Raw genomic sequence first — 26,514 nt, forward strand, 5'->3', positions numbered from 1 at the left:
CTGCATCTCATTTAAGAGGACCAGGGCGCCCGCAAGATGAGACCGCAGAAGTCTCCGCGCTGAAAGCTCGGATCCTTATAGGCAAGCACGTCATCGTTGAATGTTCCGTAGGTGCTCTGGGGCCGATGCTTCATGCCCTGATAGAACGCCTCGATCATTCCCTGCTTGAAGTCCTCGCCGCGCGGATAGGCGGACGTGACCGCCTCGCGCTGCTCCCTCGTCAACATGTCGTAGCCGCGCCCCACGACATCCATGCCCGCCCCGGCCTGCAACAGCGCGATCTCCGGATGCAGGTGCTCTGGAATCCCTGGAGTCGTGTGTAACGCGATCGCGAGCCAGATTCTTTCGATGTCGGCTGCAGCGATGCCTTGGACGCGCAGATAGTCGCGAGCGGCGTTTGCACCATCGACTTCGAATCGCAGTTGACTGCTTCCATACGTCGAGGTGAGACCAATGTCATGAAACATAGCCGCGATATAGAGCAGCTCGACATCGAACGTGAGGCCCTTGCGCTCACCCAGCAGCGCGGCCCAGAAGTAAACCCGCACTGAATGCTGGAACAGCAGCTCGCTTTCGCAATCGCGAATGAGCTGCGTCACCTCGCGCGCCATGGTGCCATCGGGAATACGTACGCCGGCAATATTGTCGGACTTCACGTCTGTTCTCCCATCTCATCTCGGGGAAGTCGAAGTCTGCTTGGCGGCCGCGGGCGGCGCACGAAAGCCGATCGCCATCCGGTTATAGAGATTCATCAGACCGATTGCGATCGTCAGATCCGCAAGCGTCTTCGGATCGAAGACGGCGGCGGCCGCTTCATAGTCCGCATCGGGCACGCCGGTCTGGGCAACCCGGGTGACGGTCTCGGCCCAGGCCAGTGCGGCCCGCTCGGTCTCGTCGAACAGCGCTCCCCCCTCCCGCCAGGCCGGAACCAGGACCAGCTTCTCAATCGCGAGGCCATCTTTGAGCAGGTCACGCGAGTGCAGGTCGATGCAGTACGCGCAGCCGTTGATCTGCGAGACCCGAAGGAAGACGAGGGTCACCAGCTCCTTAGGCAAGCCGCTTTGCATGATGTAACCATAGACGCCGCCCAATGCCTTCATGCCGGCCGGCGCCACCGCGTTGTAGTCCAAGCGTTGAGTCATCTCACACCTCCAATGAAGTGACTCCAAGATGCTCCGTGCATGGGCCAGGGAACAGTACCAAGATTGGCGTTTCCGGCTGTACCATCCGCGCATGCCGGACCTGCGCATCGAGCTCGATCGCGGCAGAGCGATGCCGCTGGCCACACAGATTTACGAGGCGATTCGAGACGCCATCGAGAGCGGACACCTCACCTCGGGGGCGAAGTTGCCCTCCTGGCAGGACCTCGCCTCACAGCTCGGCGTCTCTCGCGGTACCGTGCGCGGTGCGTACGAGCGGCTGATGGATGAGCAGTTCGCGATCGGCAGGGGCGCGGCAGGCACACGTGTCGCCGAACGGCCCCGTACATCGTCGACGCCCGGCCGACCGGCCGAGGCGACGCCGGTGGCGGAGCTGTTCCACGACTTCGGCACCGTGCCGCTGACGTTCCAGATGGGCGTCCCCTCGCAGGCCGCCTTTCCTTTCAAGCTTTGGTCGCGCGTACTGACCCGCGCGAGTCGGGCAGCCGCCGCCGCACCAGTTTCCTATCCCGATCCGCGCGGCGAGCCGGAACTGCGCAAGGAGATCGCGGGCTATCTCGCCATTGCACGCGGACTTCACTGCAAGCCCTCTCAGATCCTGATCACGACTGGATTCTCCGGCGCACTCGGGCTGGCACTGCGTACGCTTCAGCTCGAAGGCAAGCAAGCCTGGATGGAAGATCCAGGCTTTCCGCTCACTCGCACCGCGCTTCGGCTCGCGGGAGTGAGCGTGACTGGCGTGCCCGTCGATGCGGAAGGCCTGGACGTGACTGCCGGTGTTCGAAGCGCACCCGAGGCGGCGCTCGCGATCGTGACGCCCGGTCAACACGCGCCGCTCGGCATGACGATGTCGCTCCCCCGCCGCCTGGCACTGTTGGAATGGGCCGGGCGCTGCGGTGCCTGGATTATTGAGGACGATTATCTCAGCGAACTGCAGTTGCATGGGCGCGCCGCGCCCGCGCTCGCCTCCCTGGATACTCAGGAACGAGTGCTGCACATTGGCACTTTCAGCAAGACGATCAGTCCGGCGTTGCGCCTGGGCTTCCTGGTGGTGCCATCGCCCTTGGTCAACAGATTTGCCGATGTCGCGGCTTCACTTGCACCGGCGCCACCTGCCACCGTCCAGCGCGCGGTTGCTGCATTCATGCGCGAAGGTCACTACCTTCGCCATCTGCGCCGTATGAAGCGCTTGTATCGCACTCAAAGAGAATCGTTGCTCCGATGCCTGCGGGAACTGTCCTCGAACGCGGTGACCGTGCAAGCGAGCGCGGGCCTTGCGATCGTGACCTTGCTGCCTCGATCGCTCTCCGATATCGATGTGGCATTACGCGCCCTGCCCTTCGGCCTTGCGCCCACACCGCTCTCGCCATGGTCGATACAAACGCCGGCGTCGCGCGGACTGCTGCTCGGCGTGACCAACCTCGATGAGCGACGATTGGCGGCAGATTGTCGCCGCCTGATCGACTTAGCCGAGCAGGCCCAGCGCTAGCCTGCCGACGCGACCTCTACAAAGCCGCGTCGATCGCGACGTACGACTCGATGCAGGCTCGCTCACCTGCCTTATCTGCCTTCCACGGACCATGCTCCATGCCAAAGATGAACTCTCGGCCGCTCTCTCGCATCTTGTTCGCGGCGTGCTTGAAGATGTTGCCGTAGTTCATCTCACCCGTGCCCGGCCAGAGCCGGCCCGGCACATCGCCCATCTGGAAGTAGCCGATCTCGCTCCAGGTCTGATCGATGCTCGCGATGATCGAGCCCTGGTTCTGCTGCAGGTGATACATGTCGAAGAGGATCTTGCAGGCGGGACTGTTGACGGCGCGACAGAGCTCATAGGCCTGATCCGCCGTGCGAAGGAACAGATCGGGCGAATCGGCGAGCGGCTCGAGCACCATCACGAGCTTCTCGCGCTCGAACACCTCGGCGCCCGCGCGCAGCACGTCGATCGCATTGGCGGTTTGGATGCCGATCGGCAATCGGGGCGTGAACACGCCCGGCACCACGGTCATCCACTTGGCATTGACGCGCTTTGCGACGGCCACCGCGTCCTGGCACGCTTTGACAAACGTCTTCGGATTGTCCTTCTCGCCCGTCGTAAACAACTTGTTTTGGTTGCCACCGACGGCGACGACAAACACGCCTAGCGACATGCCCAATTGCTCCAGCGTGCGAGCGATCGTTTCCTGCTCGGCGATCGGACGCTGCATCATCGAGTTGTCTTCGAGCGCCGTGAAGCCCTCGTCCGCCATGAACTTCAGCTGGTCCACGACGCCCGCGCCGGCATGCGCCGTGAACTGACCCAGGTGGGGAGCAAGCTTCAGCTTGAACCTGCGCTTGGCTGACGCACCCGATAGCGAAGGCGCCGCTCCCACTGCGAGGGCGCCAAGCGCGGTATGTACAAGGGTGCGGCGTGTAATCATGAGCATCACCAGCTGTCGTGAGTTCGTTCGGAGGACGCAAATCGAGGCAGTTGCACAGTTTTGCCGGCAACGCGTCTGAAATCAGGCTGTGCAAGTCTGCACACGCCGAGTGCACAACTTCAAGTTGTAAGCGCCATCGGCCAATCCATCATGGGTGCACTTACTTTCCGATGGAAGGCACTCGAAGATGGCATGGCTTCTTCTCTTCGCCGCGGGCATCGCCGAGATTGTCATGGCGATGTCGCTCAAATCCGCGCAAGGCTGGACTCGCCTGGGCCCAAGCATCGTTGGATTGGGCGCGGCGCTCGCAAGCGTCGTCCTCCTCACCTTTGCCGTCACGCGACTGCCAGTGACCACGGCCTACGCGGTATGGACCGGATTCGGCGCCATCGGCGTCTCGCTGATCGGCATTGCCCTGTATGGGGAAAGCGCGCATCCCGTGCGCCTCGCGTGTCTTGCCGCGATCTTCGCCGGAATGATCGGGCTGCACCTGATCGACGCCAAGGCTTGAACGGTGCCACCCATGAGCAAGCTTCTGTATATCGAGTCCGCGCCGCTCAAGAGCCGATCGCACACCATCGCGGTGTATCGTGCGTTCGAGCAGGCCTATCGAGCGGCGCACCCGAGCGATGAGATTGAGATGCTCGATCTCTGGCAGATGAGCCTGCCGCCCTTCGATGAGCAGACCATCGAAGCCAAGTTCGCGGTCTTGAGAAAGAATGAGTTCACCCCGCAGCAGCTCGAGCGATGGCAAGCCGTGCGAAACGTGTCGCGCCACTTCAACGCGGCGGATAAGTATGTCTTCGGCGTGCCGATGTGGAATTTCGGCGTGCCGTACGTGCTCAAGCACTACATCGATGTGGTGACTCTGCCGGGCGAGAACTGGACTTGGTCGCCTGCGTCCGGCTATGGAACGTTGCTATCGGGCAAGAAGGCGCTTGCCATTTACGCCAGCGCTAATCTCCACGCCGAAGTCGGCGCTGGCGCCGAGGACTTTCAGAAGCCCTTCATGCGCCGCTGGCTGCAATTCATCGGCATCGAGCGCGTGGAGGAGATCACGGTCGCGCCGACACTCTCGGACCCCGCGACGTTACAAGGCTTGCGAGCGGAGGCGATCCGGGCCGCGACGGAACTGGCCTTGCATTTCTGAGGTAGTCTTCCCCAATGGGAAAACGACTCTCGCCGCACAGGCCCATCGATTGGGATGACTTCCGGTATGTGCTCTCGCTCGCCGACTCGGGCTCATTGAGCCAGGCCGCGAGCGCCCTGCGAGTCAACCGCACGACCGTTCTGCGGCGGATCAACGCCTTCGAGCGCAAACACGGTGTTCGGCTGTTCGAGCGTCTGCCCACGGGCTATACGTTGACCGAGGCGGGCAATGAGTTGCTAGCGGCCGCACGCGGCTTTGAGAGCGCCCTCATGCAGATCGAGCGCAAGCTTGCGGGCCAGGACCTGCGGGCTGAAGGCTTGGTGCGAGTGACGACGACGGACACACTCCTCGCCTCGGTGTTACAGGGGCCACTCGCGACGTTCCAGCGCAAGCACCCCGGCATCACGCTCGATGTGGCCACGTCGAATGAAATCGCGAATCTCTCCAAGCGCGATGCCGATGTCGCCATCCGCCCCGTGGCCGAGGCGCCGGAGTTTCTGGTCGGCCGGCGCATCGGCGCGGTCGCATTCGCGGTGTACACGGCATCGACGGCAGAGGAACCACGATCAAGCGTCAAGACACCTGGCGATCGTTGGGTCGGGCCGGATGAAACGCTCGCGAGCACGAGCGTTGCCCGGTGGATGCGGGCCGAGATGCCGTCTGTTCGACCAGAGATTCGAGCAGACTCGCTCGTGTCGCTGCGTGAACTGTGCGCGGCGGGCGCCGGCTTCGCCGCGCTGCCTTGTTACCTCGGTGATTCCGACGCACGACTCAAGCGTGTTCGCCCGCCCATTCCCGCGATGACGACCGCGCTGTGGGTGCTCACCCATCCCAACCTCGCTCGTACGACGCGCGTGCGTTTGTTGATGGATCATTTGTCCGCAGAGCTCGGTCGCCAACGACCGCTCCTCGAAGGACAGCGACCGAGAATGTAGCGCCTACAGCAGCGGCAATCCGCCGGTGATTGCATCCACACGGTCCTCGCGATCGGGACCGACGGCGACAGCGGTGTACGTGGGAACATTCCCAAACTCAGTGAGCCCGGCATCCTGGATCAGAGCGGTAATGAGCCCAGCGGCTCTTGCGGCATCGTGCACGGCCAGGAGCTCCGCCTCGGAGTTCACCGAGACGCAGATCTTCTTGAAGCGCCCGAGCAGCCACGGCTCGATCCGAGTATCGAGCGGAATGACGAAGTTTCCCTGCGCCGCATGGCCCAGCTGCAGGATGGCGCGCATCGACGCATGCGCGCCCTGCGCGACCATCTTGCCCTTGCGCATGTTCAGGTCCTTGCGCAGAACGATTACTTGTTTATGTTCCACACCCACACCTCGACATCTGAATCACGCCGGTAGCTCGTGAGTCTTGATCTCGGCGGGGCACCCGCGAAGCCAATGGCTGCGAGCTGACTAGAACTGCATGATCTCGGCCGAGACGACTTCGAGCTTCGACGCGCAGCCAATGGCTCTGGAGGAGCCTGGCGAAAGAATGAACTCTTCCTGCATCTCTTTGGCCCCGACCGCCGACCACCGGACCTGCACCTTGATGCTCAAGTAGGTGTGGCGACTGGTGACGACCCAAGAGCGATTGAACTCATCGCACTGTCGATCCGTCGTTGGCTCAACGAAGTCCGCGGCCGCAGGCTCTTGGGCCGCGCACAGCCCGGCCAGCGTGATTCCGAATGCAAGCACCGCGGCCAGTAACGGCCGAGTGACCCCCAGAGCTTTCTTCATGGTGCAGTCCTGTTGCGCCTGGCGCAAATGAGACGGCTAATTGTTCGAACGTTCTGCCCGAGCATGTGCCCGGCGAGCCGCGGGACGTGTTACCTACTTCTCAGTTGTGAGAATCCGCAGGGGTACCTTGATTGATAATTGCGAAGCCCGTCAAGTGACGAGCCGGAACAAACATGCGCCGCGCTCCTGAATGCGCGCCCCTGCCATGTCAAAAGCACAATTTGCGAGACCAGGACAGAGATCGGCCGGATGCGACGCCAACGTCTCTATGCTGGTCTCAGTCGCTCCTGCCGCTCACGAGCGGCCTCGAGTTTGATACATAGCCTGACAGGCTCGGACCACATCACCCAATTCATCAACACGAGACCGAATACGAGCTGAGAAAAGGATATCGGCGCAAGGACACCGAGGTTATGAATCAAATGCAGACTCAACACTGTACTCATTGCCGCTAACGCGAATGGCACGATCCTGCTTAGTGCTCGGCGCCGGCATTTCCAAGAAGAACAAGCCAGGTCCCAAATCACCGGTGTGGCCGGCTGCTGTTTGGATCGCCATGTTGGATCCGGTGCAATCCTGTGGGGTTCGACGGGCTTCTCTCGGAGGATCTGCTCCACCTCCTTGATAGTCAGCAGCTGAATCTTCGCATCCTTGGGCGGCTCTCGATCGAGCTCGCGCTTCATGAGCTCAATCTCCAGCATCAACTTCTGGCGCTCCAGCCGAAGGTTCTCCATTTCCTGGATCATCTTCAAATATGCGGCCACCGCCACGATGACGCTCGCCGCTGCCGCTGCGTACGGCCAGTAGGATTGGATGAATTCCAGAAAGTGATCGACCACTCCGCCGTCCCCCGATGTGCTTTAGAAGCATGACGGGATGGAGTCGAGGCGTAGCCCACCGAAGGCCAATCGAAAGCGGAGCTGTCAGGTGTGGCCACCAAGAGCCCAGGCACCGGTCCCAGTGGTCGTGAACAACAAATCGACGCATTGTTGCTTGCACCCATCACTGCACGCCGCTATCCTTCCGCCCCCTTCGATTCGCCACGGATGCGCGCGTAGCTCAGCGGTAGAGCACTACCTTGACATGGTAGGGGTCACAGGTTCGATCCCTGTCGCGCGCACCAACTAAATCAATAACTTGCCCTTCTCTACCCGACCTTCGACGTCGCGAGCCCCAGGCTCGACTTGCGCAGGTTCGTGATCTGATCGCGCAGCTTCGCCGCCTCCTCGAACTCGAGGTTGCGCGCGTGCTTGAGCATCTCGGCTTCCAGCTTCTTGATCCGGCGCATGACCTGGTCGGGCGTGAGGCTCGAGTAATCCGGCGTCGCCTCGGCGACCTTGCGGGCCGGGCCGCGGTTGGCCTCCGAGTACGCGCCTTCCAGAATGTCCGCCACCGCCTTCTTGATGCCCCGGGGCGTGATGCCGTGGGCCGCGTTGAACTCGAGCTGCTTGTTGCGGCGACGGGTGGTCTCATCCAGCGCCTTCTTCATCGAGCCGGTGATTCTGTCGGCGTACAGGATGGCCTTGCCGTTCAGATGGCGCGCCGCGCGGCCGATGGTCTGGATCAGTGAGTTCTCCGAACGCAGGAAGCCCTCCTTGTCCGCATCGAGGATGGCGACGAGCGACACCTCGGGCATGTCGAGACCTTCGCGCAGCAGGTTGATGCCGACCAGCACGTCGAACTTGCCCAGGCGCAGATCGCGAATGATCTCCATGCGCTCGACGGTGTCGATATCCGAGTGCAGATAGCGCACCTTCACCCCGTGCTCATCGAGGTACTCGGTCAAGTCCTCGGCCATGCGCTTGGTAAGCGTCGTGATCAGCGTGCGCTCGTCCTTCTCGACCCGCAGCTTGATCTCCGAGAGCACATCATCGACCTGCGTGCGCACCGGGCGCACTTCGACTTCTGGATCGACGAGACCGGTCGGACGCACCAACTGCTCGACGACATCGCCGGCGGAATGCTCGAGCTCGTAGCGCCCCGGCGTCGCCGAGACGAAGATCGCCTGAGGTGCGAGCCGCTCCCACTCCTCGAAGCGCAGCGGCCGGTTGTCCAGCGCCGAGGGCAGGCGGAAGCCGTATTCCACCAGCGTTTCCTTGCGCGAGCGGTCGCCCTTGAACATCGCGCCCAACTGCGGAATGGTCTGGTGACTCTCGTCGATGACGAGCAGCGCATCCTGCGGCAGATAATCGAACAGACACGGCGGCGGCTCGCCCGGCTCGCGGCCGGATAAGAAGCGCGAATAGTTTTCGATGCCGTTGCAGTAGCCGAGTTCTCGAATCATTTCGATATCGAATCGCGTGCGCTGCTCGAGGCGCTGCGCCTCGAGCAGCTTGCCCGCGTTCTTGAGCTCGATGAGCCGATCGTGCAGCTCATCGCGAATCTGATCCACCGCGAGCACCAGCCGATCGCGCGGCGTCACGTAGTGCGTGCCCGGGAACACCGTGTAACGCGGGATCTTGCGCTTGATCTCACCCGTCAGCGGATCGAACAACAGCAGCGAATCGATCTCGTCATCGAACAGCTCGACGCGCAGCGCCTCGCGCTCGGATTCGGCCGGGAAGATGTCGATCACATCGCCGCGCACACGATACGTGCCTTGCGTGAGATCGAGCTCGTTGCGCTTGTATTGCATGTCGGTCAGGCGACGCAGGATCGCGCGTTGATCGATGTGCTCGCCGCGCGAGAGATGCAGCACCATCGACAAGTACGTCTCGGGCGCACCCAGGCCGTAGATCGCCGACACCGTCGCGACGATGATCGCATCACGCCGCTCCAGGATCGCCTTGGTCGCGGATAGACGCATCTGCTCGATGTGCTCGTTGATCGAGGAGTCCTTCTCGATATACGTGTCCGAGGACGGCACATACGCTTCGGGCTGGTAGTAGTCGTAATACGAGACGAAATATTCCACCGCGTTATCGGGGAAGAACTCCTTGAACTCGCCGTAGAGCTGCGCCGCCAGTGTCTTGTTGTGAGCAAGCACCAGCGTCGGGCGCTGGATCTGCTGGATCACGTTCGCGACGGTGAAAGTCTTGCCCGAGCCCGTCACGCCGAGCAGCGTCTGGTGCGCAAGCCCCGCCTCGATCCCTTCGATCAGCTTGGCGATGGCCGTGGGCTGATCGCCCGAGGGCTTGAAATCGCCCTTCAGCTGGAACGGTGTCTGGGCAGGCTTATCGGTCATGGTTTGCAACGAGCGAGGTGCGAGGGGCATAGCGATCCGGAGGGTTGGGGGCCGAACGGCGAATTTCCAGGCCGTAACGTCAGCGCCCGGCCATGCGTATAGAGCCGGAGGCTGAATCACTCTACAATCGCACGAAAACATCCCGGCGCTTGTCAGGGATTTTCCGTTTTCGAAGTCACTCGGTGTCGCCGTGAGTCTACCAGTTTCAAAGCGCGTCCAACGCGTGAAGCCCTCCCCGACCGTGGCCCTCACCGGCCGGGTCGCGCAGCTGAAGGCCGAAGGCAAGGACATCATCAGTCTCGGCGTCGGCGAGCCGGATTTCGACACGCCGGTGCATATCGCGGATTCCGGCGTCGACGCCATTCGCAAGGGCTTCACTCGCTACACGCCGGTCGAGGGCGTGGCCGAACTCAAGGACGCGATCATCACGAAGTTCAAGCGCGAGAACGGGCTCGACTACAAGCGCAATCAGATCCTCGTGTCCACCGGCGCGAAACAGACCATCTTCAACCTGATCCTCGCGGTCGTCGATCCGGGCGATGAGGTCGTCGTGCCGGCGCCCTACTGGGTGTCGTATCCGGACATGGTGCTGCTCGCCGATGGCGTTCCCGTGATGCCCTACGCCGGGCCCGAGCAGGGTTACAAGCTCACGGCGAAGCAGCTGGAAGCTGCGATCACGCCGAAGACGCGACTCTTCATTCTCAACAGCCCGAGCAATCCGACCGGTGCGGCCTACAGCGCAGCCGAGTTGCGTGCGCTTGGCGATGTGCTCATCAAACATCCGCAGGTCATCATCTGCACCGATGACATGTACGAGCACATCTACTGGGGCAAGGAGCCGTTCGTGAGCCTCGCGCAGGTGTGTCCGGAGTTGTACGACCGCGTCGTGACGACCAATGGCGTGTCGAAGGCGTATGCGATGACGGGCTGGCGCATTGGCTACTGTGGTGGGCCGATTGAGCTCGTCACCGCGATGTCGACGATTCAAAGTCAGAGCACGTCGAATCCCTCTTCGATCGCGCAGAAGGCCGCGATCACGGCGTTGAACAGCGATCAGAACTGCGTGCGCGAGATGAACAAGTCGTTCAAGGAGCGTCACGACTTCGTCGTCGCGGGCTTGAACAAGCTGCCGGGCGTCACCTGCCTCGAAGGCGCGGGCACGTTCTACGCGTTCGCTCACGTGGAAAAGGCGATGAAGATCGTCGGCGTGAAGGACGACAACGCGTTCGCCGAGCATCTGCTCGTTCACGGCGGCGTCGCGGTCGTTCCGGGCAGCGGCTTCGGTGCGCCGAATCACATGCGCCTGTCGTTCGCGACCAGCATGAAGAATCTGGAAGAGTCGCTGAAGCGCATGGAAAAGACGCTGCGCGCCGCGCAAGCCGCTTGATCTAGAGCGCGCTCTAGCCGTTAGAACTAGGTCGCAACCTTAAGGAGGCGACCCATGACGAGCGTTACAGAAAGCAATCGGGCCATCGTCACCGGCATCATGGAGGCGCTCTCGCGCGGCGAGCGCCAGCCCTTCGCCGACGCGATGGCGGAAGACTTCACCTGGAACATGATCGGCACGACCGCCTGGTCGGGCAAGTACCGGGGCAAAGCCGATGTACGGCAGCGGTTGTTCACGCCGCTGTTCAGCCAGTTCGGCAGTCACTACACGAACACGCCCAAGCGCATTCTTGCCGATGGCGACTTCGTCGTGGTGGAGAGTTGGGGCAACGTGACGACCAAGCTGGGCAAGCGTTACTGCAACACCTACTGCCTGGTCATACGAATGCGTGACGGCAAGATGGCGGAGCTGACCGAGTATCTCGACACGGAGCTCGTGACCTCGGCGCTCGAGCCACCTGCCTGGGCCAAGAGCGCATGAGCCCGAAAAGCACGCGCTTTCACATCGGCCGGCTCGCTCGCGAGACCGGCCGCAGCGTGCACACGATTCGCTGGTACGAAAAGCAAGGCCTGATGCCGGGCGTGACACGCGATCCCGGCGGCCGACGCGTCTACGTCACGCAGCACATCGGCTGGCTGCTGTTTCTCGATCGGCTGCGGTACGCCGGCATGACCGTGCGCGAGATGCGTCGCTACGCAAGCCTCGCTGTCCAGGGTAAGAAGACCATCCGCCAGCGACTGGAACTGCTCGAGGCGCACCATGCCCGCACGACGGCGCATATCGCCGAGCTTCAGGCCGCCTTGCGCTTCGTCGAGCGCAAGCAGGCCTACTACCTGAAATGGCTGACCGAGGACCGCCGCCCCGGCGACTTCGACCTCGGCGAGCGCCCTCGTCGACCGGTCCGTGCGGCGCTTCCGTAGGCCGTTGTCAGCCGACGCCGACGCGCCGCAACGCACCCGTCAGGTTTCTGGAAAAGATGTCAACTCAAAAAGTTGCGACCGAAATCACCCCGATTCCTTGACACGGCCGCGGCGCATTACGCAAAATCCCGCGCCTTCGATTTGACCCACCTGTTCCCCGGTAGCTCAGTGGTAGAGCGACGGACTGTTAATCCGTTGGTCGCTGGTTCGAGTCCGGCCCGGGGAGCCACCTAATCATCCCGCAGCGTTCCGCAAGCACGACTTCGCCTCGGACGCCCTCTTTCTGCGGATACGCCCCACAGGCGCTACTGACGCATGAGGCCCTCTTCGTGGGTCGGGTCAATGATGCACCTCCTTGATCTTCGTGACCCACACTCCATCCGGGTCCAGCTTGCCCACGTCAATCCAGATGACATCGACGGCCTGCGTGGGAGCAACGTAGTTCCGTTTGCGAAGAGTGCTTGACGGAACCTGTGCCGCGTTCACTTTTTCCGCTGTAATGCGCGATTGCTCCCGGGACGGCGTTCCCCAGAATGGGCTAAACAGGAGCCGGCGAAACTACACGGAGTCGATCTTTGGTCGAACAAAAGCTGCGTCTTAGCGAGATCAAAGAGCGTTGCGATCGAGGGTGCGACGAATCAGCGAGCTGCGAGTTCTACTTGAGCGCTCCGAGTTACGCGTTGCATGTCCGGAATTGGTGTCCTGTCGGCCACTTCAATCTCGTCGGGCCCGTGGACGAACGCGATGTGCTCGCCATCGCGGGGTTGATGTGCCTCAAGGCGCATCAGGCCATTGAGGCGACGGAGCGCAGGCACGAGGGATGATTCTGGGATTGCACCGAGAAATAGAAGAGCATTCGCTGCGACTCGAAGCATAGTTTTGAATCCACGGTCTACTCGATCATGGAATAGTCAGCTAACGCGAGGAGATTGAATTGGTGAAGCCACGGAACAAACCCATGAAACCCGATCCGGACGACGATAGCGGCCGTTTCGCCGCATGGGTCGGAACGGGGATCGTGCTGGCCCTGATCGCACTCGTCCTCTACGTCGATAATTACGGCAGGTGAAGCCACGCGAAGCGGGTCCGGCGCGAGTTCGGCGATTCTAATAAATCCATCCGCCAACTCGAGCACCAAGTTAGTACGTTCGTGCGACCGCTGGATGACGCCCTCGCCGCGCGGATGTTTGCAGCCCTCTCGAGGGCTCGATCGCTTTCGGCCAACGCCCGCCGACGTGATGACGGTGCTGGTCGAAACATTGCTCTGATCAGTGAACGAGAACGCGTTCGGCGTACTGTCTGTCGAGACGACAGGCCGCCGCTGTCAGGATTATCGACAGCGGACAAACCATGAATTTTTGTAATTTATGGAAATTCATCTCAATTCTGGGCCGATGAGCTAGCTATCATTTGCTAAGGGGAATCCAGGATAGCGGGAACAGGGAACAAACAAGTGCGAATAACGCATATCGATGGACTGCGCGGCATGGCCGCACTGCTCGTGATGACCTTTCATTTGACGACCCGGTACGGCCAGCTCTACGGCCATACAACCGAGCTTCCCGTCACTCTTCCCTGGGGCAACCTCGGGGTGCAAATGTTCTTTGCCATCTCCGGCTTCGTGATCCTGATGACGCTGCGGAATCTGCATTCGCCGCTCGATTTCGTCGTCGGTCGCTTCAGCCGGCTTTACCCGACCTATTGGGCCGCCATGCTGCTGACCGCACTGTTGCTGGCCATCTGGCCACTGCGAGGCCATGACATCAGCGCCGGACAGGTCGTTTGGAACGTTCTGATGTTCCATGAGCTGTTCGGCGTCGGGTCTGTATCCGGCGCCTACTGGTCGCTCAAGGTGGAGATCATCTTCTACGTCCTGATGTTTCTGCTCTGGACGCTCGGATACCTGCGCCGGCCTTTCATCGTGCTGGGCGGCTGGCTGCTCATCAGCATCGCCTCCAAGTTCGTGGCGACGCCGTGGGTAATCACGCAGCTCGGGCTGCTCGGATTCATTCCATGGTTCGCGCTCGGGATCAGCGTCTTCGTCGCCGTCGGCAAGCACGAAGACCACGCGTGGTGGCCTGCGATCGCCGCGCTCTCGATCGTCGATATCGCCATCGACGAGGGCGCGCTGCGCACGATCTGGGCGGTTGCCGTGCTCGGCATTATGTTCGTCGGCGCCAAGGGGGCGTTCTCCGCCCTCGCGTCCAAGCCGTTGCTGTTCTTGGGCGCCGTCTCATACCCGCTCTATCTGCTGCACGAGCCGCTGAGCTATACGTTCATGCTCCGAGCCGAGCACGCTGGCCTTGCGCCGGTCGCTGCGGTTCTGATGGCCGCCGGCGGCAGCATCCTGCTCGCCTACGGGGTGCACGCCTGGGCTGAGACACCCTCGATTGCCTGGATCCGCGAGCGCTACTCGAAGCGACCGCCGCCGGCCACACTGGTCCCGTGGACCGTTGGTCTTGCCGGTCTCATGGGGCTGGCGTTCCTTGGCACCAGGCTGGCCGGATAGGAGCTCCTCCGCGCGCATCGTTACCGCGATCTGAGCATTCGGCTGCTGGCGGAGACATCCACCGTTTACCGCCACAACGGACGCGACGTTCGTTCCTATCGATTCGTCGGCGCGCCGGCTGGCGACGCTCTTGCGCCCGCTGGTAAGATGCGGGATTCAATAGTTTCACGCCTCGTTTAGCGCCTGGCCCGGAGCCACTTATCTCAGCCGAAACGGCACAAGCGCGGAGCGCATCACGCGGTCCCATGGCTAGAACCGATCCCGCGTTGTACCTGCCCATCAGCGAACAAGCGCTGAGTCGGGTACTGAACGAAGCGCACAGCCTCGCGACCACCCTCACCGGCTTGAAAGTGCCTGAGCTCGCGGCGCTCATGCTCCTGCAAGCCTTGCCCAAGATCGTGCGACACGGCTCGGTGTTCGCCGAGCGCATCCTCATGGAGGCGATCAGCGCCAGCCAGGCGAAAGTCGAGCGCGATGGCGCGACCGCCTTGGTCGACGAAGCGATCGAGTCCCTCGATCGAGCGAAGATCCGCGCCGGTCACGGCCTGCTCGCCGATCTGGGCATCTGCCTTCTGAGCGATGAGCAGATCGGTCAGCAGCATTACCTGATGGACGATGGCGCTTGGGACAGCGGCAGTCGCGATCGCTATCACGCACGCGATCACGAGGCACGCCAGCAGATCCTGTTGCCGTCGGGTGCGATGAGCTTCCTGACGCGCGAGCAGACCCGCATCTATCGTGAGATCTCGGCGCAGACCGACGATCACATCCATGTGCAGGGCTATGCCGGGACGGGCAAGTCCTATCTGATCAAATCGCTGCTCGGCACGTTGAGCGGCGCGCGAGTGCTGGTACTGGCGGAGCGACAGACCCAACTGCAGGCCTTGCTCGCAGGCGTCGCCAACCTGCCCCACGTCTATCCTCGGCGCTTCGATGTGTTGGCGCGCGAGATGGTGCCGGCGGATCTGACCGATCCCACCAACCTTCGCATGAGCCAGCCCTACTCCGCGGCCGCGCCGATTCCCGATGAGCTGGTGATCCGGCATCTGGGCATCCGTGCGAGCGGAACCCTGCTGGAGCGCGATCTTGTCGCGATCGTCCGACGCACGGTCGCGCGCTTCTGCGCGAGCAGCGATGCCGAGATCGACGATGTTCACATTCCGATTCGCAATCTTCCCTCGCTCGAGCCGACTGAACGGCAACTCGTGCTTCACTACGCAACCGAGTTGTGGAAAGCGATCGTGCTGCCGACATCACGCGACTTTGCCCCGCCCATTCGCCGCGAGCACCGAATCAAATGGGCGGCGCTGCGCGGCTGGCGAATTCCAGCGCGCTACACGCATGTGCTCATCGACGAATGTCACGACCTGAAGAAGCCGATGCTGCAGATTCTCGATAGCAGCCCGCAGGCCGTGATCAGCTTGGGCGATGAATATCAGAATCTGCAAGGTTTCCCGCAGCGACGCACCCATGTCGTGAGACAGCGAGCCGTCACCTCATCGGTGCGCTCGGGGCGATTGCTCGAAGCCGTCGTCAACCCGATCATCGTCGCGCACCCGGGCGCGACGAAAGATCGCTTTGTCGGCAACCCGCTGCAGCGGACCGAGATCGCTTATTACGATCGCCCGCGCATCCCGGAGCACCCCGCGGCGATCCTGGTGAGCGACACCTGGGGCCTGTTCGAGTGGGCGCAGCGGCTGGCCGCCGAGAATCTCGATGTAGAACTGTTGAGTAACGAGAAACAGCTGCACATGTTTGTCAGCGACTGCATCGAACTGCGTCGGAATGGCGTCCGCCCGCGGCATGGTGAGATCTTTCGCTACGGTTCGTGGCAGGCGCTCGCCGAGAACAATCAAAAGAGTCCGGGCTTTCAACGCATCGATCGCATGCTCCAGCGTGGCTATGACTTGAAGGACTGGGCGAGGACGGCCGATCGTTTCGTCGCGCAAGGCAGGTTCGCGCTCGGCTTGATCGAAGATGTTCGCAACCGCGAATTTCCCGGTGTGATGCTGGTGCCCGAACTGGTCGATGGCGTCTGGGACGCGCGCAAAGAAGACTACGCCGCCGCGAGCGCCGCGCTTTACGTGGCGGTCACCCGAGCCCAGCACCGACTGATCGTGCCGGAGCGACTGCGACACTGGCTCGAAGAAATATCCGGTCGAGACCGTGCTTCGCGGCCGCAACTCTCGTTCGGTCGTTAACGCGCCCTCGGCCAACCGATCGACCTGCTCGCGGACGATGCGGCAGCTCGCGGCCAAGCCCGGGCGCTGTCGCCAAGCTTAAACGCCGGCATGGAACCGGCGGTGCGCCGACGAATTGATGCGGCAGACGCAGGACGCCCGGCGGCCGCGAAGAAACCCACGCCGCCGTCGGCAAAAGCCCGTAGTAGCACGAGATCGTTCCGGGCAGGATTGCTATGATCCGGCGGCCCCACCCACGATCTCGGCCATGACGCTCACCGAACTTCGTTACATCGTCGCCCTGGGACAGGAACAGCACTTTGGCCGCGCGGCCGAGCGCTGCAATGTCAGTCAGCCGACCCTGAGCATCGCGGTGAAGAAGCTCGAGGACGAGCTCGGCGTCAGTTTGTTCGAGCGCGCCAAGCAAGGCGTGCTGGTCACCCCGCTCGGCGCACGCATCATCGCGATGGCGAGCGCCGTCCTGGAGCGCACCGCCGAGATCAAGGACGTGGCCGCGGGCGACGCCAATCAGCTGCAAGGGCCGCTGGCCTTAGGAACGCTGCCGACCGTCGGGCCTTATCTGCTGCCCCAGTTCATTCCGTTGTTGCGAGAAATGGCGAGCGGCATGCCGCTGTTCGTCGAAGAGGCCGCTCAGCAAACATTGGCGGCGAAACTGCGCAACGGCGATCTCGACGTCTTGCTGATCACGGCGCCCTTCAGCGAGCCGGACATCGTGACCCAGCCGCTCTTCGATGAGCCCTTCACGGTCATGCTCCCGGCGAGGCATCGCCTGGCAAGCCAGGCCAGCATCCATGTGAACGATCTGGATCCATCCGAAGTGCTGCTCCTGGATGAGGGCCACAGCTTTCGCGAGCAGGTGCTCGCGGCATTTCCACAACTTCGCCCCGCCGACGCCGAGCCGAATCTGCGCGGCTCGATGAGGGGCAGCACGTTTGAAACACTGCGCCACATGGTGGCCTCGGGCCTGGGCGTGACCCTCCTGCCCCAGGCGGCCGCGCATGCCCCGCTCTACTCGCCCGATATATTGGTGACGCGGCCTTTTACAGAACCCGCCCCGAAGCGCACGCTGGTGCTCGCCTGGCGGGTGAGCTATCCGAGGCACAAGGCCATCGACGTGCTCCGAAGGGCAATTCAGGCCAGCAGCGCCGCGTATTGGAATTACAATACGGCCCGCGAGCCGGCGACGCCCGGCGTCATGATCGAGAATCGGGACTGGTAACGCCGGATGCGACCGTTGTCCAAAATCGTGGTGGTGGGAGGCGGCACCTCGGGCTGGCTGGCCGCGGCCATGCTTCGTCATCACTTGAAGCGCGAGCTGTGTGAGATCGAGCTGGTCGAGTCCGAGGACATCGGCACGATCGGCGTGGGCGAATCCACCGTGCCGCCGTTCGTCGGGCTGATCCATCGCCTCGGCATCGATGAACAGGAATTCATTCGAGCGACCGACGCCACCTACAAGCTCGGCATCCAGTTCGTCGGCTGGCAGCGGCGCACGGACACCTACTTCCATCCGTTCGGCGCCATCGGCAGATCGATCGGCACGCAGGACTTCTATCAGTGCTGGCTCAAGGCGCGTGCTCAAGGCGACACCTCCGCTCTGCAGGATTTCTCACCATGCAACGTCATGGCGGAGAATGGCCGTTTCTTTCCTCCGGCCCGCGCACGTAATACCCCGATCGGCGGCGCGAACTACGCGCTGCACGTGGATGCGAACCGGGTCGCCCAGTACCTGCGCCGCTTCAGCGAAGAGCGTGGTGTCAAACGCACCGAAGGTCTCGTCACCGATGTCCACCGGCGCGAGGACGGCTTCATCGATCACATCGTGCTCGCCGATGGCACGAAGGTCCACGGTGATTTCTTCATCGACTGCTCGGGCTCCCGCGCGTTGCTGATTGGCAGGGCGCTCGGCGTCGAGTCGATCGACTGGGCGCAGTATCTGCCGTGCGATCGCGCCGTCACGGTCAGAACGGAAAACAGCGGACCGCTCGTCCCCTACACTCGCGCCACCGCGCAGAAGTCGGGATGGATGTGGCGCATTCCGCTGCAATCCCGGGTCGGTCAGGGCTATGTCTATTCCAGTCGGTTCTGCACCGATGCGGACGCACGATCCACGCTCTTGCGCACCGTGGACACGGCCTGCCTGGACGAGCCCAGGATCGTTCCTTTCACGACCGGACATCGTCGTGAGTTCTGGAAGGCGAACTGCCTGTCGATCGGTCTTGCCGGCGGGTTCATCGAGCCGCTGGAAGCCACCGCCATCCATCTGATGGCGCGGGGCATCGATTTCTTCCTGCGTTACTTCCCGAATCTCGAGTGCGATCCGGCGCTCTCGCGCGAGTACAACCGTCGCATGACGGCCGATTACGAAGAGGTGCGCGACTTCATCGTGCTCCACTACAGCGCAACGACGCGCGACGATTCGCCCTTCTGGCAGGCTTGCCAGCACCTGCCCTTGCCCGACTCGCTGCAAGAGCGCATCGAGCTCTTCAAGAGTCAGGGCGCCATGCGCGAAGGCGTCGATGAGCTGTTTCGCGCCTCGAGCTGGCAGTCGGTGTTCGAAGGCATGGGCATTCGGCCCCGCGCCTACTCGGCGCGCGTCGATAACATCGAGTACGCGCACATCGAAGCGACCCTGCGCACGGCCAAGGCAGCCATCGCTGGCATGGTCGAGCACTTGCCGACTCACGAGCAGTTCCTGGGCGGTCGGATCAGCTGACCCGCGCCGCCATAGCGAGAATCAATCAGCCTTCGATTGAGCGCCCCGGCGCCGCTCTTCTATAAAACCCGCCTCCGAGGGCGTGCCGCCGACTGGCCTGCGCTCCACCAATAACGATGACGGGGCGTGCATGTCGGTTGCGAAGCTGTCGGTTGCCTTCTTCCTGCAGATGTTTTTCATCCTGGCGACCTGTCGCGTGGTCGGCTGGATCGGCCGCCGCTATCTGAAACAACCGCAGGTCGTCGGCGAGATGATCGCGGGCGTCATTCTCGGTCCGTCGCTCTTCGGGCTGTTCCTGCCCGAGCTGCAGAAAGCGGTCTTTCCTGCCGAGACGAAGGGCGTGTTGTACGTCGGCGCGCAGCTTGGCGTCGGGCTCTATATGTTTCTGGTCGGCCTCGGCTTCCGGACGGATCATTTCCGGCACAGCCTGGGCAAGGCCGCGGCGGTTTCCATCTCCGGGATGGCGGCGCCGTTTCTGATCGCAATCATCGGCACGCCGTGGCTGATGACCGTGCCGGGCCTCTTCGCCGAGAACGCGACGCGCTTCGATGCCACGTTATTCATGGGCGCGGCGATCGCGATCACCGCGTTTCCCATGCTCGCTCGGATCATTCACGAGCGGGGACTGAGCCACACCTCGCTCGGCACGTTGTCTCTCTCCGCCGGTGCGATCGATGACGCCGCCGCCTGGTGCGTGCTTGCGATCGTGCTCGCAAGCTTCGGCGCGGGCTCGGGGGTTGCGATCACCGCCATCGCAGGCGGCATCGTGTTCGCCGCCTGCCTGCTCCTGATCGCGCCGAAGCTGCTCGCTCCGCTTGGGCGCATGGCCGAGCGCGAACAGGCGATCACTCAGTCGCTGAGCCCCACCCTGCTCTCGATCGTGCTGATGCTGTTCATGCTGTCGGCCTATACCGCCGACTTCATCGGCCTGCATGCGGTGTTCGGCGGGTTCCTGCTCGGCACCGTCATGCCTCGCGGCGCTCTGGCCGATAATTTGCGACGCCTGCTCGAACCGTTCACGGTCGTGATGTTGCTGCCGATGTTCTTCACCTACTCCGGCCTCAACACCCAACTCGCCATGGTCAATAGCGTCGAGCTGCTGCTCATGGGCGTCGTGATTCTCGCCGCCTCCATCCTTGCGAAGTTCGGCGCCTGCTGGGCGGCCGCGCGCCTGTCCGGTCAGGACAACAGCACGGCGCTCGGCATTGGCGCGCTGATGAATGCTCGAGGGCTCATGGAGCTGATCATCATCAACATCGGCTTGCAGGCCGGCGTCATTGGTCCCGCGCTGTTCTCCATCCTCGTGCTCATGGCCATCGTCACGACGCTGATGGCATCGCCGCTCTTCGAGTTCGTCTACGGTCGCGACGCTCGCGCGCGTGGCGAGCTCGACGCTCTACAGAACGCAGCCAACTGACGCGACTGCCCCCGAGCGCGTAGACCCGCGGCGGTCTGCGCCAGATCGATCGGCGAAGGCACCGCCGTTCCTGCTGCATACACGATCGTGCGACGCGCACGCATGTCGGCGTCCAGGATCGTCACGAAGTGCTCGTAAGGGTTCACGTGCCAGTCGCCCGGCAATAGCTCATCCACTTCGTGAAACGGAATGAAACGTCCGCCTACGTGCGAGACCCAGCTGCGACGATAGCTTCCCCCCGAGGCGACCACGGCGAGATCCAATTGTTCGAGCTCCTCGGACAGACACGACACCCAGCGATCTGCCTCGAAGCCGTGCGACGCGAAGTCCTCCGGATGTGAGAACAGCAGCGACCAGCGTCCGCCCAACCAGTGGTGCAAACGCTCCGTCGAAGACAACGCGATCGCATGGATGGCATCCAGTCCGTATTCACGGTTGACTGACATTTGCAGCATCTCGCTCCTCCAATCATCGCTTCGGCAGTGCGTTCAGGATGCGTCGAGGCGGCATCTCATGTCAGTCGGATCGCGGTTATGTAGTGGTCATCATTGCGGCCCTCGGGTGACAGGACGTACGCGATGTCTTCATTCGCTTAAGGCGATGTCGGCAAACTTCTGCAGTTATTGACACCACGCCGCTGCCGAGTAATATGCGCGCCCCCGGTTCAACCCGGGTCTACCGGAGTCGGACATGCTCGCACCCCAACATCTTGAAACGAATATGAACAACGCGCGTTGATCCGCAAGATGACTTGCGGAGCACGCCTGCTCCCCAAGTCAGGTGCGTAGCTTAGGCTCCGCTTAAAAGCCCCTGGCCGGGAAACCGACCAGGGGCTTTTTCATTTCAGGAAGAAACGTCATGCCAGTACAAATTACATTGAACAAAGCTCGGGTGCCGGTGAAGGTCTTCACCCAGGACATCGAGCACGACGCCATTCAGCAGTTGCTCAACGTGGCGCAGCTGCCCATCGTTCACGGCCATGTGGCCGCCATGCCTGACGTTCATCACGGTATCGGCGCGACCGTGGGCAGCGTGATCCCGACCAAGCAGGCCATCATTCCTGCAGCGGTCGGCGTGGACATCGGCTGCGGCATGAATGCCGTTCGCTTGACGCTGCACGCAAAGGATCTGCCGGAGAGCCTCGCGAAGCTGCGCAGCGCCGTCGAGGCGCGCGTGCCGGTGGGCTTCAACCAGCACGACTCGGACAAGGTGCGTGGCAGCTCGCATGCACGACAAGGCCGCGTGCTCGACGATCGGCTCGACAAGATCGTCGGCAAGCATCCTGGCGTGATGAAGATGCAACGCAGGTTCGCGCAGACCTGGGTGTGCCAGCTGGGCACGCTCGGCGGTGGCAATCACTTCATCGAGCTGTGCCTGGACGAGGAGCAGCGCGTTTGGGTGATGTTGCATTCCGGTTCGCGTGGCGTGGGCAATGTGTTCGGCCGTTACTTCATCGAGGCCGCGCGCAAGGACATGCGTCGTCATCAGGTCAATCTGCCGGATCGCGACCTCGCCTACTTCAGCGAGGGCTCCGATCTCTTCGACGACTACGTCGAGGCGGTCGACTGGGCACAGGACTACGCGCTCTTGAATCGCAGCATGACGATGAAGCTGGTGCTCGAGGCACTGGCGCCGCATCTGCCGCCCTTCAAGCTCGACGGTGAGGCGATCAACTGTCACCACAACTACGTGGCGGTAAAACATCACTTCGGCGAGAAGCTGTTCATCACTCGCAAGGGTGCGATCAGCGCACAGGAAGGACAGCTCGGCATCATCCCGGGCAGCATGGGGGCGAAGTCGTACATCGTGCGCGGGAAGGGCAATCCCGAGTCGTTCTGCTCCTGCTCGCACGGCGCGGGCCGTCGCATGAGTCGCACGCAGGCGAAGCGTCGTTTCAACCGTTTCGATCTGGCCAAGCAGACCGAAGGCGTGGAGTGCCGCAAGGACGGCGGCGTGATCGATGAGATTCCGGCGGCCTACAAGGACATCGATGCGGTGATGACCAACCAGTCGGATCTGGTCGAGGTCGTGCACACGCTGAAACAGGTGATGTGCATCAAGGGATAGCAAAAGGGCTGGCTCCGGCCATCGGAGCCAGCCGCACAAACGGGTCAACCTGACGTTTGTTTGCTCGCGACCCACTCATCGACCAGACGCTCCAGCACGGCGAGCGGCACGGTGCCCTGAGCGAGCGCGATGTCGTGAAACTGACGAATGTCGAAGCGTGCGCCAAGTTTCTGCCGCGCCCGTTCGCGCAGCTGCAGCCACTGAGTCTGGCCGATCTTGTAACTCGTCGCCTGGCCGGGCCAACAACAATAGCGCTCCACTTCGGTGGTGATCGTCGATGGCAGCTCGCCGAGCGATTTCACCATGTAGTCGACGCCCTGCTCCCGCGTCCAGCGCTTGTGATGCAGGCCACTATCGACGACGAGTCGCGCCGCGCGGAACATATAGGACTTGATGTAACCAATCTGGCCGAACGGATCGCCCTCGTAGACACCCATCTCGTCCGCCAGCTGTTCGGCGTACAGACCCCAGCCCTCGCTGTATGCGATGAACCAACCCAAGCGCCGCACCGGATGAACTGCCGTGGATTCCTGCGCGAGCGCGATCTGATGATGATGCCCGGGCGATGCTTCATGCGCCGTGAGCGTCATGAGGCCCCACTTCGGCGTTTCCGCTGTGTTGCGAAGGTTGATGTAGTAGGCACCGGGCCGCGAGCCGTCGAGCGCGGGCGCCTGATAGTAACCGGCGGTCGCACCCGCCTCGATATCCGGCGGGACGCGTCGAATCTCCACTTTCGCTTTGGGAATGCGACCGAAGTACTGCGGCAGCTGGCCCTGGATCCTGACCATGCCGGCATTCAGATAATCGAGCAGTTCCTGCTTGCCCGCATCGGTGTTGGGATAGATGAAACGTGGGTCGGCCGCGAGCGCCCGCAACCGCTCGCCCACCGAGCCCTGTGTCATGCCCTGACTCTTCAGGATCTTGTCCGCGCGCGCATTCAACTCCGCCATCTGCTCGAGCCCGAGGCGATGGATCTCTTCGGCATTGAGCGACGTGGTGGTCGCGTACTCCAACGCATATTTGTAGTACGCATCTCCCTTGGGCAGCTTCCAAACGCCGGCGTCGCTGGTCGCCTTCGGCCGAATGCCAGCCATGCACTCGCGCTGTCGCTTCAAGGCGGGGTGAACCTGCTGCTCGACGATGCGCGTCACCTGCGCGGCCCAGTCACCGGAGATGTTCTTGGCACGCGCACGCGTATCGATGGAGGTCACGAGTTTCGTTTCTGCCGGCTTCTGCGCCAGCATGCCGTCCATCAACGCGACCGTGCGATCGACGACAAAATTGGGCGGAATCACGCCCATTGCATACTCGGACTTCAGCCGCCCCGTCTCATTGTCGAGCTCCTTCGCGAACGCGATGACACGGGAAACATACGCCTCCGCGTCCTCGCGCGTCTCGATCGTGTGCTGGTTGTGCAGGAAGTCCGGAATGCTTCGGTACGTGCCGCCGAGCTGATGCACGCTGTACGGCTCCGGCCAGCTGAAGGTGCCGTAGTTGAAATTGTCGTATCCGCTCACGATCACGCGACACAGATACTCGAAGGAGTCGTAGTCGGCTTTGGACTGCGCGGACAATGCGTTGCGATCGATTGCCTGCAATCGAGCGAAGGCGGTGCGAACGACCTTGTGATCCTGGTCGATGCCCGCGGGTGAGCGATCGAGCAATCTTCGCTTCGCACTCGCATGCTCGCCTTTGTCCGTACCGTACGTGGTGCGTGACTCCGGATTGGCCATCACTTCTTCCTCATAGATGTAATCCATGAGGGCCTGCAGCTCGGCCTCAGCTTTTTTATCCCGGGTCTGCGAAAGTGCGACGCAGGGTAAGTTGGCTGCGAATGCAGTGTATACAGCGGACCTCAAAAACGAACGTCGGTCGCTCAACGCAAGGCTCCTCATCAACGGTATCGACCACAAATAGCACGTTGCTGAGTTCGACGCACGCGCGCCGCAGTTCGTTTAAAGGAGACTCACGTTGTCGACGAGGCGCCAGGTCACTCTCGCGCGCGGCTCAGCACTCGCCCACCGCGTTCTTGGGTGACCCGACCCTCGCTCACGGCAACCACTCCGTTCACCACGACGAACGTCACGCCCGTTGAGAGCTGTCTCGGATTCTCATAGGTCGCATTGTCCCGAAGCGTCTTCGGATCGAAGACGACGAGATCCGCTCGCGCGCCCACGCGAATCACGCCGCGGTCACGCAATCGCATGATCGACGCCGTCAAGCCCGTCATCGAATGCACCGCCTGCTCGAGCGTGAGCACGGGATCGTCGATGGCGTAGCGCCGCAGCTTCTTTGGAAACGTTCCGTAGGCGCGCGGATGAGGCATGCCGTTGTCCTCGGATAACAGCGATCCATCCGTCGATGTCATCGTCCACGGCTGCGCCATGAAGGCGCGCACGTCGGTTTCATTCATGTTGAAGGAGAAGATGGTCGGCGAGCCCCGGGCGATCAGCTCGATCGCCACATCCACGGCGTCCGCCTTGCGCTGTTTCGCGATGGCATCGAGCCGCAGACCTTCGAGCCTTTTGTCGGCGCGGTTCGAGCTGATCAGAATCGACTCCGCGCCGCCCCGGTTCTCGAGATTCTCCGCGACGCTCGCACGAATCTTCGCTCGCAGCGCCCGATCCTTCAGGCGCTGTCTCAATTTGCTCTCGCCGCCTTCCATGGCCCAGCCCGGGATCACAGCCGCGGACAATGACGTGCCGGAGGCATCATAGGGATACTGATCGGCAAACACCTCGACGCCCTCGGCTCTGGCGGCATTGATGATGCGAATGACTTCGGCGGACATGCCCCAACACGCCCGCGTGCTCGCTTTGATGTGAGTCACGATACCGGGCAATCGGGCTTCACGCGCGACTTGAATGACTTCATCGACCGCGGCGATCAAGCCGATGTTGTATCGGCTCTCATCGCGAATGTGACTGGTGTAGATGCCGTCGAACTGCGCGGCCACGCGCGCGAGTGCGATGTGCTCATCGGTTTTGGAAAAGTTGCCGGGTGGATAGAACGGGCCGGCCGACAATCCCAGCGCACCCGCCTCCATGCCCTCGCGCACCAACGATTGCATCCGGACCAGTTCTTCCGCAGTCGGCGCGCGATTCTGATAGCCCAGCACCTGAATGCGAATCGAGTTGTGGGGCACGAGCAGCGCAACGTTCACACCCGGTCTCGCCTGTTCGATCCTGAGCTGCTGAGTCGCAAGATCCACCGGCCCAGTGCCATCGGGATTCAGGACCACGGTGGTAATCCCTTGCGTCAGCAGCGGCTCGGCGCTCGCAAGCGCCTCCTCGCCGATGGCGGGCCACGCATGCGAGTGGGGATCGATGAAGCCGGGCGCCAGGTACTGACCGTTCGCCTCGAAGGTTCGTTTCGAGGCGGCATTCGCCGGCAGCTTGCCGACCGCGACGATCCGATCGCCCGTGACCGCGACGTCCGCGTAGTACCAGGGCGTGCCCGTGCCATCGAGCACGCGGGCCCCACGAATCAACAAATCATAGACAGGCGCCTCATCCGAGGCGCGCGCCCCGGTCCCAAGCAGCAGGCAGCCGATGGCGAGCGCGAACCGGAATGTCATCGATTGCACGAATTACCCCGTGACGGATCCCAGCATGCTAAACGCTGCCACCCCTGGAGATGTGCCCGCGGGCCTGTCC

Annotated in this window: 23 protein-coding genes and 2 tRNA genes; 15 read left to right on the top strand and 10 right to left on the bottom strand. The window is 62.4% G+C overall.

Annotated features, from left to right (window positions below):
- Positions 1 to 11: 11 nt before the first annotated feature.
- Positions 12 to 656: an HD domain-containing protein gene (locus GYH35_RS00060; protein WP_202623992.1), complete on the bottom strand. Its 645-nt coding sequence runs from the start codon at positions 654 to 656 to the stop codon at positions 12 to 14.
- A gap of 15 nt (positions 657 to 671) precedes the next feature.
- Positions 672 to 1,142, bottom strand: a complete 471-nt coding sequence (locus GYH35_RS00065; RefSeq protein WP_161814246.1) for a carboxymuconolactone decarboxylase family protein — start codon at positions 1,140 to 1,142, stop codon at positions 672 to 674.
- 91 nt (positions 1,143 to 1,233) lie between these two features.
- On the opposite strand from GYH35_RS00065, the gene pdxR reads away from it, so the two are divergent.
- Positions 1,234 to 2,649, top strand: coding sequence for a MocR-like pyridoxine biosynthesis transcription factor PdxR (gene pdxR, locus GYH35_RS00070; RefSeq protein WP_161814306.1), 1,416 nt, complete (start codon positions 1,234 to 1,236; stop codon positions 2,647 to 2,649).
- 16 nt (positions 2,650 to 2,665) lie between these two features.
- Here the strand turns inward: pdxR and GYH35_RS00075 are convergent, their stop codons facing one another.
- Entirely contained in the window at positions 2,666 to 3,577 is a 912-nt protein-coding gene (locus tag GYH35_RS00075; RefSeq protein WP_161814245.1) for a hydroxypyruvate isomerase family protein, read from the bottom strand.
- Positions 3,578 to 3,764: 187 nt separating this feature from the next.
- Between GYH35_RS00075 and GYH35_RS00080 the strand changes: the two genes are divergently transcribed.
- Genes GYH35_RS00080 through GYH35_RS00090 form a run of 3 tightly spaced genes read left to right on the top strand, consistent with a single transcriptional unit; the run spans position 3,765 to position 5,662 of the window.
- Entirely contained in the window at positions 3,765 to 4,088 is a 324-nt protein-coding gene (locus GYH35_RS00080; protein ID WP_161814244.1) for a DMT family transporter, read from the top strand.
- Between the two features lie 12 nt (positions 4,089 to 4,100).
- Positions 4,101 to 4,727 carry an FMN-dependent NADH-azoreductase gene (locus GYH35_RS00085; RefSeq protein ID WP_161814243.1) on the top strand — a complete coding sequence of 209 codons (627 nt, stop codon included), beginning with the start codon at positions 4,101 to 4,103 and terminating at the stop codon, positions 4,725 to 4,727.
- Between the two features lie 14 nt (positions 4,728 to 4,741).
- Positions 4,742 to 5,662, top strand: coding sequence for a LysR family transcriptional regulator (locus GYH35_RS00090; RefSeq protein WP_161814242.1), 921 nt, complete (start codon positions 4,742 to 4,744; stop codon positions 5,660 to 5,662).
- A gap of 3 nt (positions 5,663 to 5,665) precedes the next feature.
- On the opposite strand, the gene pth2 is transcribed toward GYH35_RS00090, so the two are convergent.
- The 3 genes from pth2 to GYH35_RS00105 form a co-directional block, all read right to left on the bottom strand.
- Positions 5,666 to 6,046 (bottom strand): aminoacyl-tRNA hydrolase, encoded by a 381-nt coding sequence (gene pth2 / locus GYH35_RS00095; RefSeq protein WP_202623994.1) that lies wholly within the window; start codon positions 6,044 to 6,046, stop codon positions 5,666 to 5,668.
- Positions 6,047 to 6,133: 87 nt separating this feature from the next.
- Positions 6,134 to 6,457, bottom strand: coding sequence for a hypothetical protein (locus GYH35_RS00100; protein WP_161814241.1), 324 nt, complete (start codon positions 6,455 to 6,457; stop codon positions 6,134 to 6,136).
- Positions 6,458 to 6,723: 266 nt separating this feature from the next.
- Positions 6,724 to 7,296 carry a hypothetical protein gene (locus GYH35_RS00105; RefSeq protein WP_161814240.1) on the bottom strand — a complete coding sequence of 191 codons (573 nt, stop codon included), beginning with the start codon at positions 7,294 to 7,296 and terminating at the stop codon, positions 6,724 to 6,726.
- 209 nt (positions 7,297 to 7,505) lie between these two features.
- Between GYH35_RS00105 and GYH35_RS00110 the strand changes: the two genes are divergently transcribed.
- Positions 7,506 to 7,580 (top strand) — tRNA-Val (locus GYH35_RS00110).
- A 24-nt stretch (positions 7,581 to 7,604) separates the two neighbouring features.
- Here the strand turns inward: GYH35_RS00110 and uvrB are convergent.
- Positions 7,605 to 9,641: an excinuclease ABC subunit UvrB gene (gene uvrB / locus GYH35_RS00115; RefSeq protein WP_161827323.1), complete on the bottom strand. Its 2,037-nt coding sequence runs from the start codon at positions 9,639 to 9,641 to the stop codon at positions 7,605 to 7,607.
- A 190-nt stretch (positions 9,642 to 9,831) separates the two neighbouring features.
- On the opposite strand from uvrB, the gene GYH35_RS00120 reads away from it, so the two are divergent.
- The 9 genes from GYH35_RS00120 (at position 9,832) to GYH35_RS00160 (ending at position 20,791) form a co-directional block, all read left to right on the top strand.
- Positions 9,832 to 11,028, top strand: a complete 1,197-nt coding sequence (locus GYH35_RS00120; protein ID WP_161827324.1) for a pyridoxal phosphate-dependent aminotransferase — start codon at positions 9,832 to 9,834, stop codon at positions 11,026 to 11,028.
- 54 nt (positions 11,029 to 11,082) lie between these two features.
- The gene (locus tag GYH35_RS00125) at positions 11,083 to 11,508 is read left to right on the top strand and encodes a nuclear transport factor 2 family protein (protein WP_161827325.1); all 426 of its coding nucleotides are present in this window, start codon (positions 11,083 to 11,085) and stop codon (positions 11,506 to 11,508) included.
- Complete coding sequence (locus GYH35_RS00130; protein ID WP_161814236.1) at positions 11,505 to 11,948, top strand: MerR family transcriptional regulator; 444 nt, start codon at positions 11,505 to 11,507, stop codon at positions 11,946 to 11,948. The genes GYH35_RS00125 and GYH35_RS00130 overlap by 4 nt, the downstream gene beginning before the upstream one ends.
- A gap of 154 nt (positions 11,949 to 12,102) precedes the next feature.
- Positions 12,103 to 12,177 (top strand) — tRNA-Asn (locus GYH35_RS00135).
- Positions 12,178 to 13,401: 1,224 nt separating this feature from the next.
- The gene (locus tag GYH35_RS00140; RefSeq protein WP_161827326.1) at positions 13,402 to 14,457 is read left to right on the top strand and encodes an acyltransferase family protein; all 1,056 of its coding nucleotides are present in this window, start codon (positions 13,402 to 13,404) and stop codon (positions 14,455 to 14,457) included.
- A 245-nt stretch (positions 14,458 to 14,702) separates the two neighbouring features.
- Positions 14,703 to 16,658, top strand: coding sequence for a hypothetical protein (locus GYH35_RS00145; protein WP_161827327.1), 1,956 nt, complete (start codon positions 14,703 to 14,705; stop codon positions 16,656 to 16,658).
- A gap of 247 nt (positions 16,659 to 16,905) precedes the next feature.
- On the top strand, positions 16,906 to 17,877 hold the full coding sequence (locus tag GYH35_RS00150; protein ID WP_161827328.1) for a hydrogen peroxide-inducible genes activator: 972 nt from the start codon (positions 16,906 to 16,908) through the stop codon (positions 17,875 to 17,877).
- 6 nt (positions 17,878 to 17,883) lie between these two features.
- Positions 17,884 to 19,374, top strand: a complete 1,491-nt coding sequence (locus tag GYH35_RS00155; protein ID WP_161814231.1) for a tryptophan halogenase family protein — start codon at positions 17,884 to 17,886, stop codon at positions 19,372 to 19,374.
- Positions 19,375 to 19,504: 130 nt separating this feature from the next.
- Entirely contained in the window at positions 19,505 to 20,791 is a 1,287-nt protein-coding gene (locus tag GYH35_RS00160; RefSeq protein WP_161827329.1) for a cation:proton antiporter, read from the top strand.
- Here the strand turns inward: GYH35_RS00160 and GYH35_RS00165 are convergent.
- On the bottom strand, positions 20,731 to 21,237 hold the full coding sequence (locus GYH35_RS00165; RefSeq protein ID WP_161827330.1) for a hypothetical protein: 507 nt from the start codon (positions 21,235 to 21,237) through the stop codon (positions 20,731 to 20,733). The genes GYH35_RS00160 and GYH35_RS00165 overlap by 61 nt on opposite strands.
- A 412-nt stretch (positions 21,238 to 21,649) precedes the next feature.
- On the opposite strand from GYH35_RS00165, the gene GYH35_RS00170 reads away from it, so the two are divergent.
- Positions 21,650 to 22,858, top strand: coding sequence for an RtcB family protein (locus tag GYH35_RS00170; protein WP_161827331.1), 1,209 nt, complete (start codon positions 21,650 to 21,652; stop codon positions 22,856 to 22,858).
- Between the two features lie 44 nt (positions 22,859 to 22,902).
- On the opposite strand, the gene GYH35_RS00175 is transcribed toward GYH35_RS00170, so the two are convergent.
- Positions 22,903 to 24,618 carry a DUF885 domain-containing protein gene (locus GYH35_RS00175; RefSeq protein WP_202623996.1) on the bottom strand — a complete coding sequence of 572 codons (1,716 nt, stop codon included), beginning with the start codon at positions 24,616 to 24,618 and terminating at the stop codon, positions 22,903 to 22,905.
- A 230-nt stretch (positions 24,619 to 24,848) separates the two neighbouring features.
- Positions 24,849 to 26,435, bottom strand: coding sequence for an N-acyl-D-amino-acid deacylase family protein (locus GYH35_RS00180; protein ID WP_235936712.1), 1,587 nt, complete (start codon positions 26,433 to 26,435; stop codon positions 24,849 to 24,851).
- Positions 26,436 to 26,514 lie beyond the last annotated feature (79 nt).

This window comes from Steroidobacter agaridevorans (genome assembly GCF_009932555.1).
Lineage (GTDB): Bacteria > Pseudomonadota > Gammaproteobacteria > Steroidobacterales > Steroidobacteraceae > Steroidobacter > Steroidobacter agaridevorans.

What these genes read in the sequence shown, in the direction of transcription:
- GYH35_RS00075 (WP_161814245.1), bottom strand. Translation starts at nt 3,577, where the DNA reads ATGATTACACGCCGCACCCTTGTACATACCGCGCTTGGCGCCCTCGCA.
- pdxR (WP_161814306.1), top strand. Translation starts at nt 1,234, where the DNA reads ATGCCGGACCTGCGCATCGAGCTCGATCGCGGCAGAGCGATGCCGCTG.
- GYH35_RS00155 (WP_161814231.1), top strand. Translation starts at nt 17,884, where the DNA reads ATGCGACCGTTGTCCAAAATCGTGGTGGTGGGAGGCGGCACCTCGGGC.
- GYH35_RS00150 (WP_161827328.1), top strand. Translation starts at nt 16,906, where the DNA reads ATGACGCTCACCGAACTTCGTTACATCGTCGCCCTGGGACAGGAACAG.
- GYH35_RS00180 (WP_235936712.1), bottom strand. Translation starts at nt 26,435, where the DNA reads ATGACATTCCGGTTCGCGCTCGCCATCGGCTGCCTGCTGCTTGGGACC.
- GYH35_RS00165 (WP_161827330.1), bottom strand. Translation starts at nt 21,237, where the DNA reads ATGTCAGTCAACCGTGAATACGGACTGGATGCCATCCATGCGATCGCG.
- GYH35_RS00085 (WP_161814243.1), top strand. Translation starts at nt 4,101, where the DNA reads ATGAGCAAGCTTCTGTATATCGAGTCCGCGCCGCTCAAGAGCCGATCG.
- GYH35_RS00080 (WP_161814244.1), top strand. Translation starts at nt 3,765, where the DNA reads ATGGCATGGCTTCTTCTCTTCGCCGCGGGCATCGCCGAGATTGTCATG.
- GYH35_RS00125 (WP_161827325.1), top strand. Translation starts at nt 11,083, where the DNA reads ATGACGAGCGTTACAGAAAGCAATCGGGCCATCGTCACCGGCATCATG.
- GYH35_RS00065 (WP_161814246.1), bottom strand. Translation starts at nt 1,142, where the DNA reads ATGACTCAACGCTTGGACTACAACGCGGTGGCGCCGGCCGGCATGAAG.
- GYH35_RS00145 (WP_161827327.1), top strand. Translation starts at nt 14,703, where the DNA reads ATGGCTAGAACCGATCCCGCGTTGTACCTGCCCATCAGCGAACAAGCG.
- GYH35_RS00090 (WP_161814242.1), top strand. Translation starts at nt 4,742, where the DNA reads ATGGGAAAACGACTCTCGCCGCACAGGCCCATCGATTGGGATGACTTC.
- GYH35_RS00170 (WP_161827331.1), top strand. Translation starts at nt 21,650, where the DNA reads ATGCCAGTACAAATTACATTGAACAAAGCTCGGGTGCCGGTGAAGGTC.
- GYH35_RS00160 (WP_161827329.1), top strand. Translation starts at nt 19,505, where the DNA reads ATGTCGGTTGCGAAGCTGTCGGTTGCCTTCTTCCTGCAGATGTTTTTC.
- uvrB (WP_161827323.1), bottom strand. Translation starts at nt 9,641, where the DNA reads ATGACCGATAAGCCTGCCCAGACACCGTTCCAGCTGAAGGGCGATTTC.
- GYH35_RS00100 (WP_161814241.1), bottom strand. Translation starts at nt 6,457, where the DNA reads ATGAAGAAAGCTCTGGGGGTCACTCGGCCGTTACTGGCCGCGGTGCTT.
- GYH35_RS00130 (WP_161814236.1), top strand. Translation starts at nt 11,505, where the DNA reads ATGAGCCCGAAAAGCACGCGCTTTCACATCGGCCGGCTCGCTCGCGAG.
- GYH35_RS00175 (WP_202623996.1), bottom strand. Translation starts at nt 24,618, where the DNA reads ATGGATTACATCTATGAGGAAGAAGTGATGGCCAATCCGGAGTCACGC.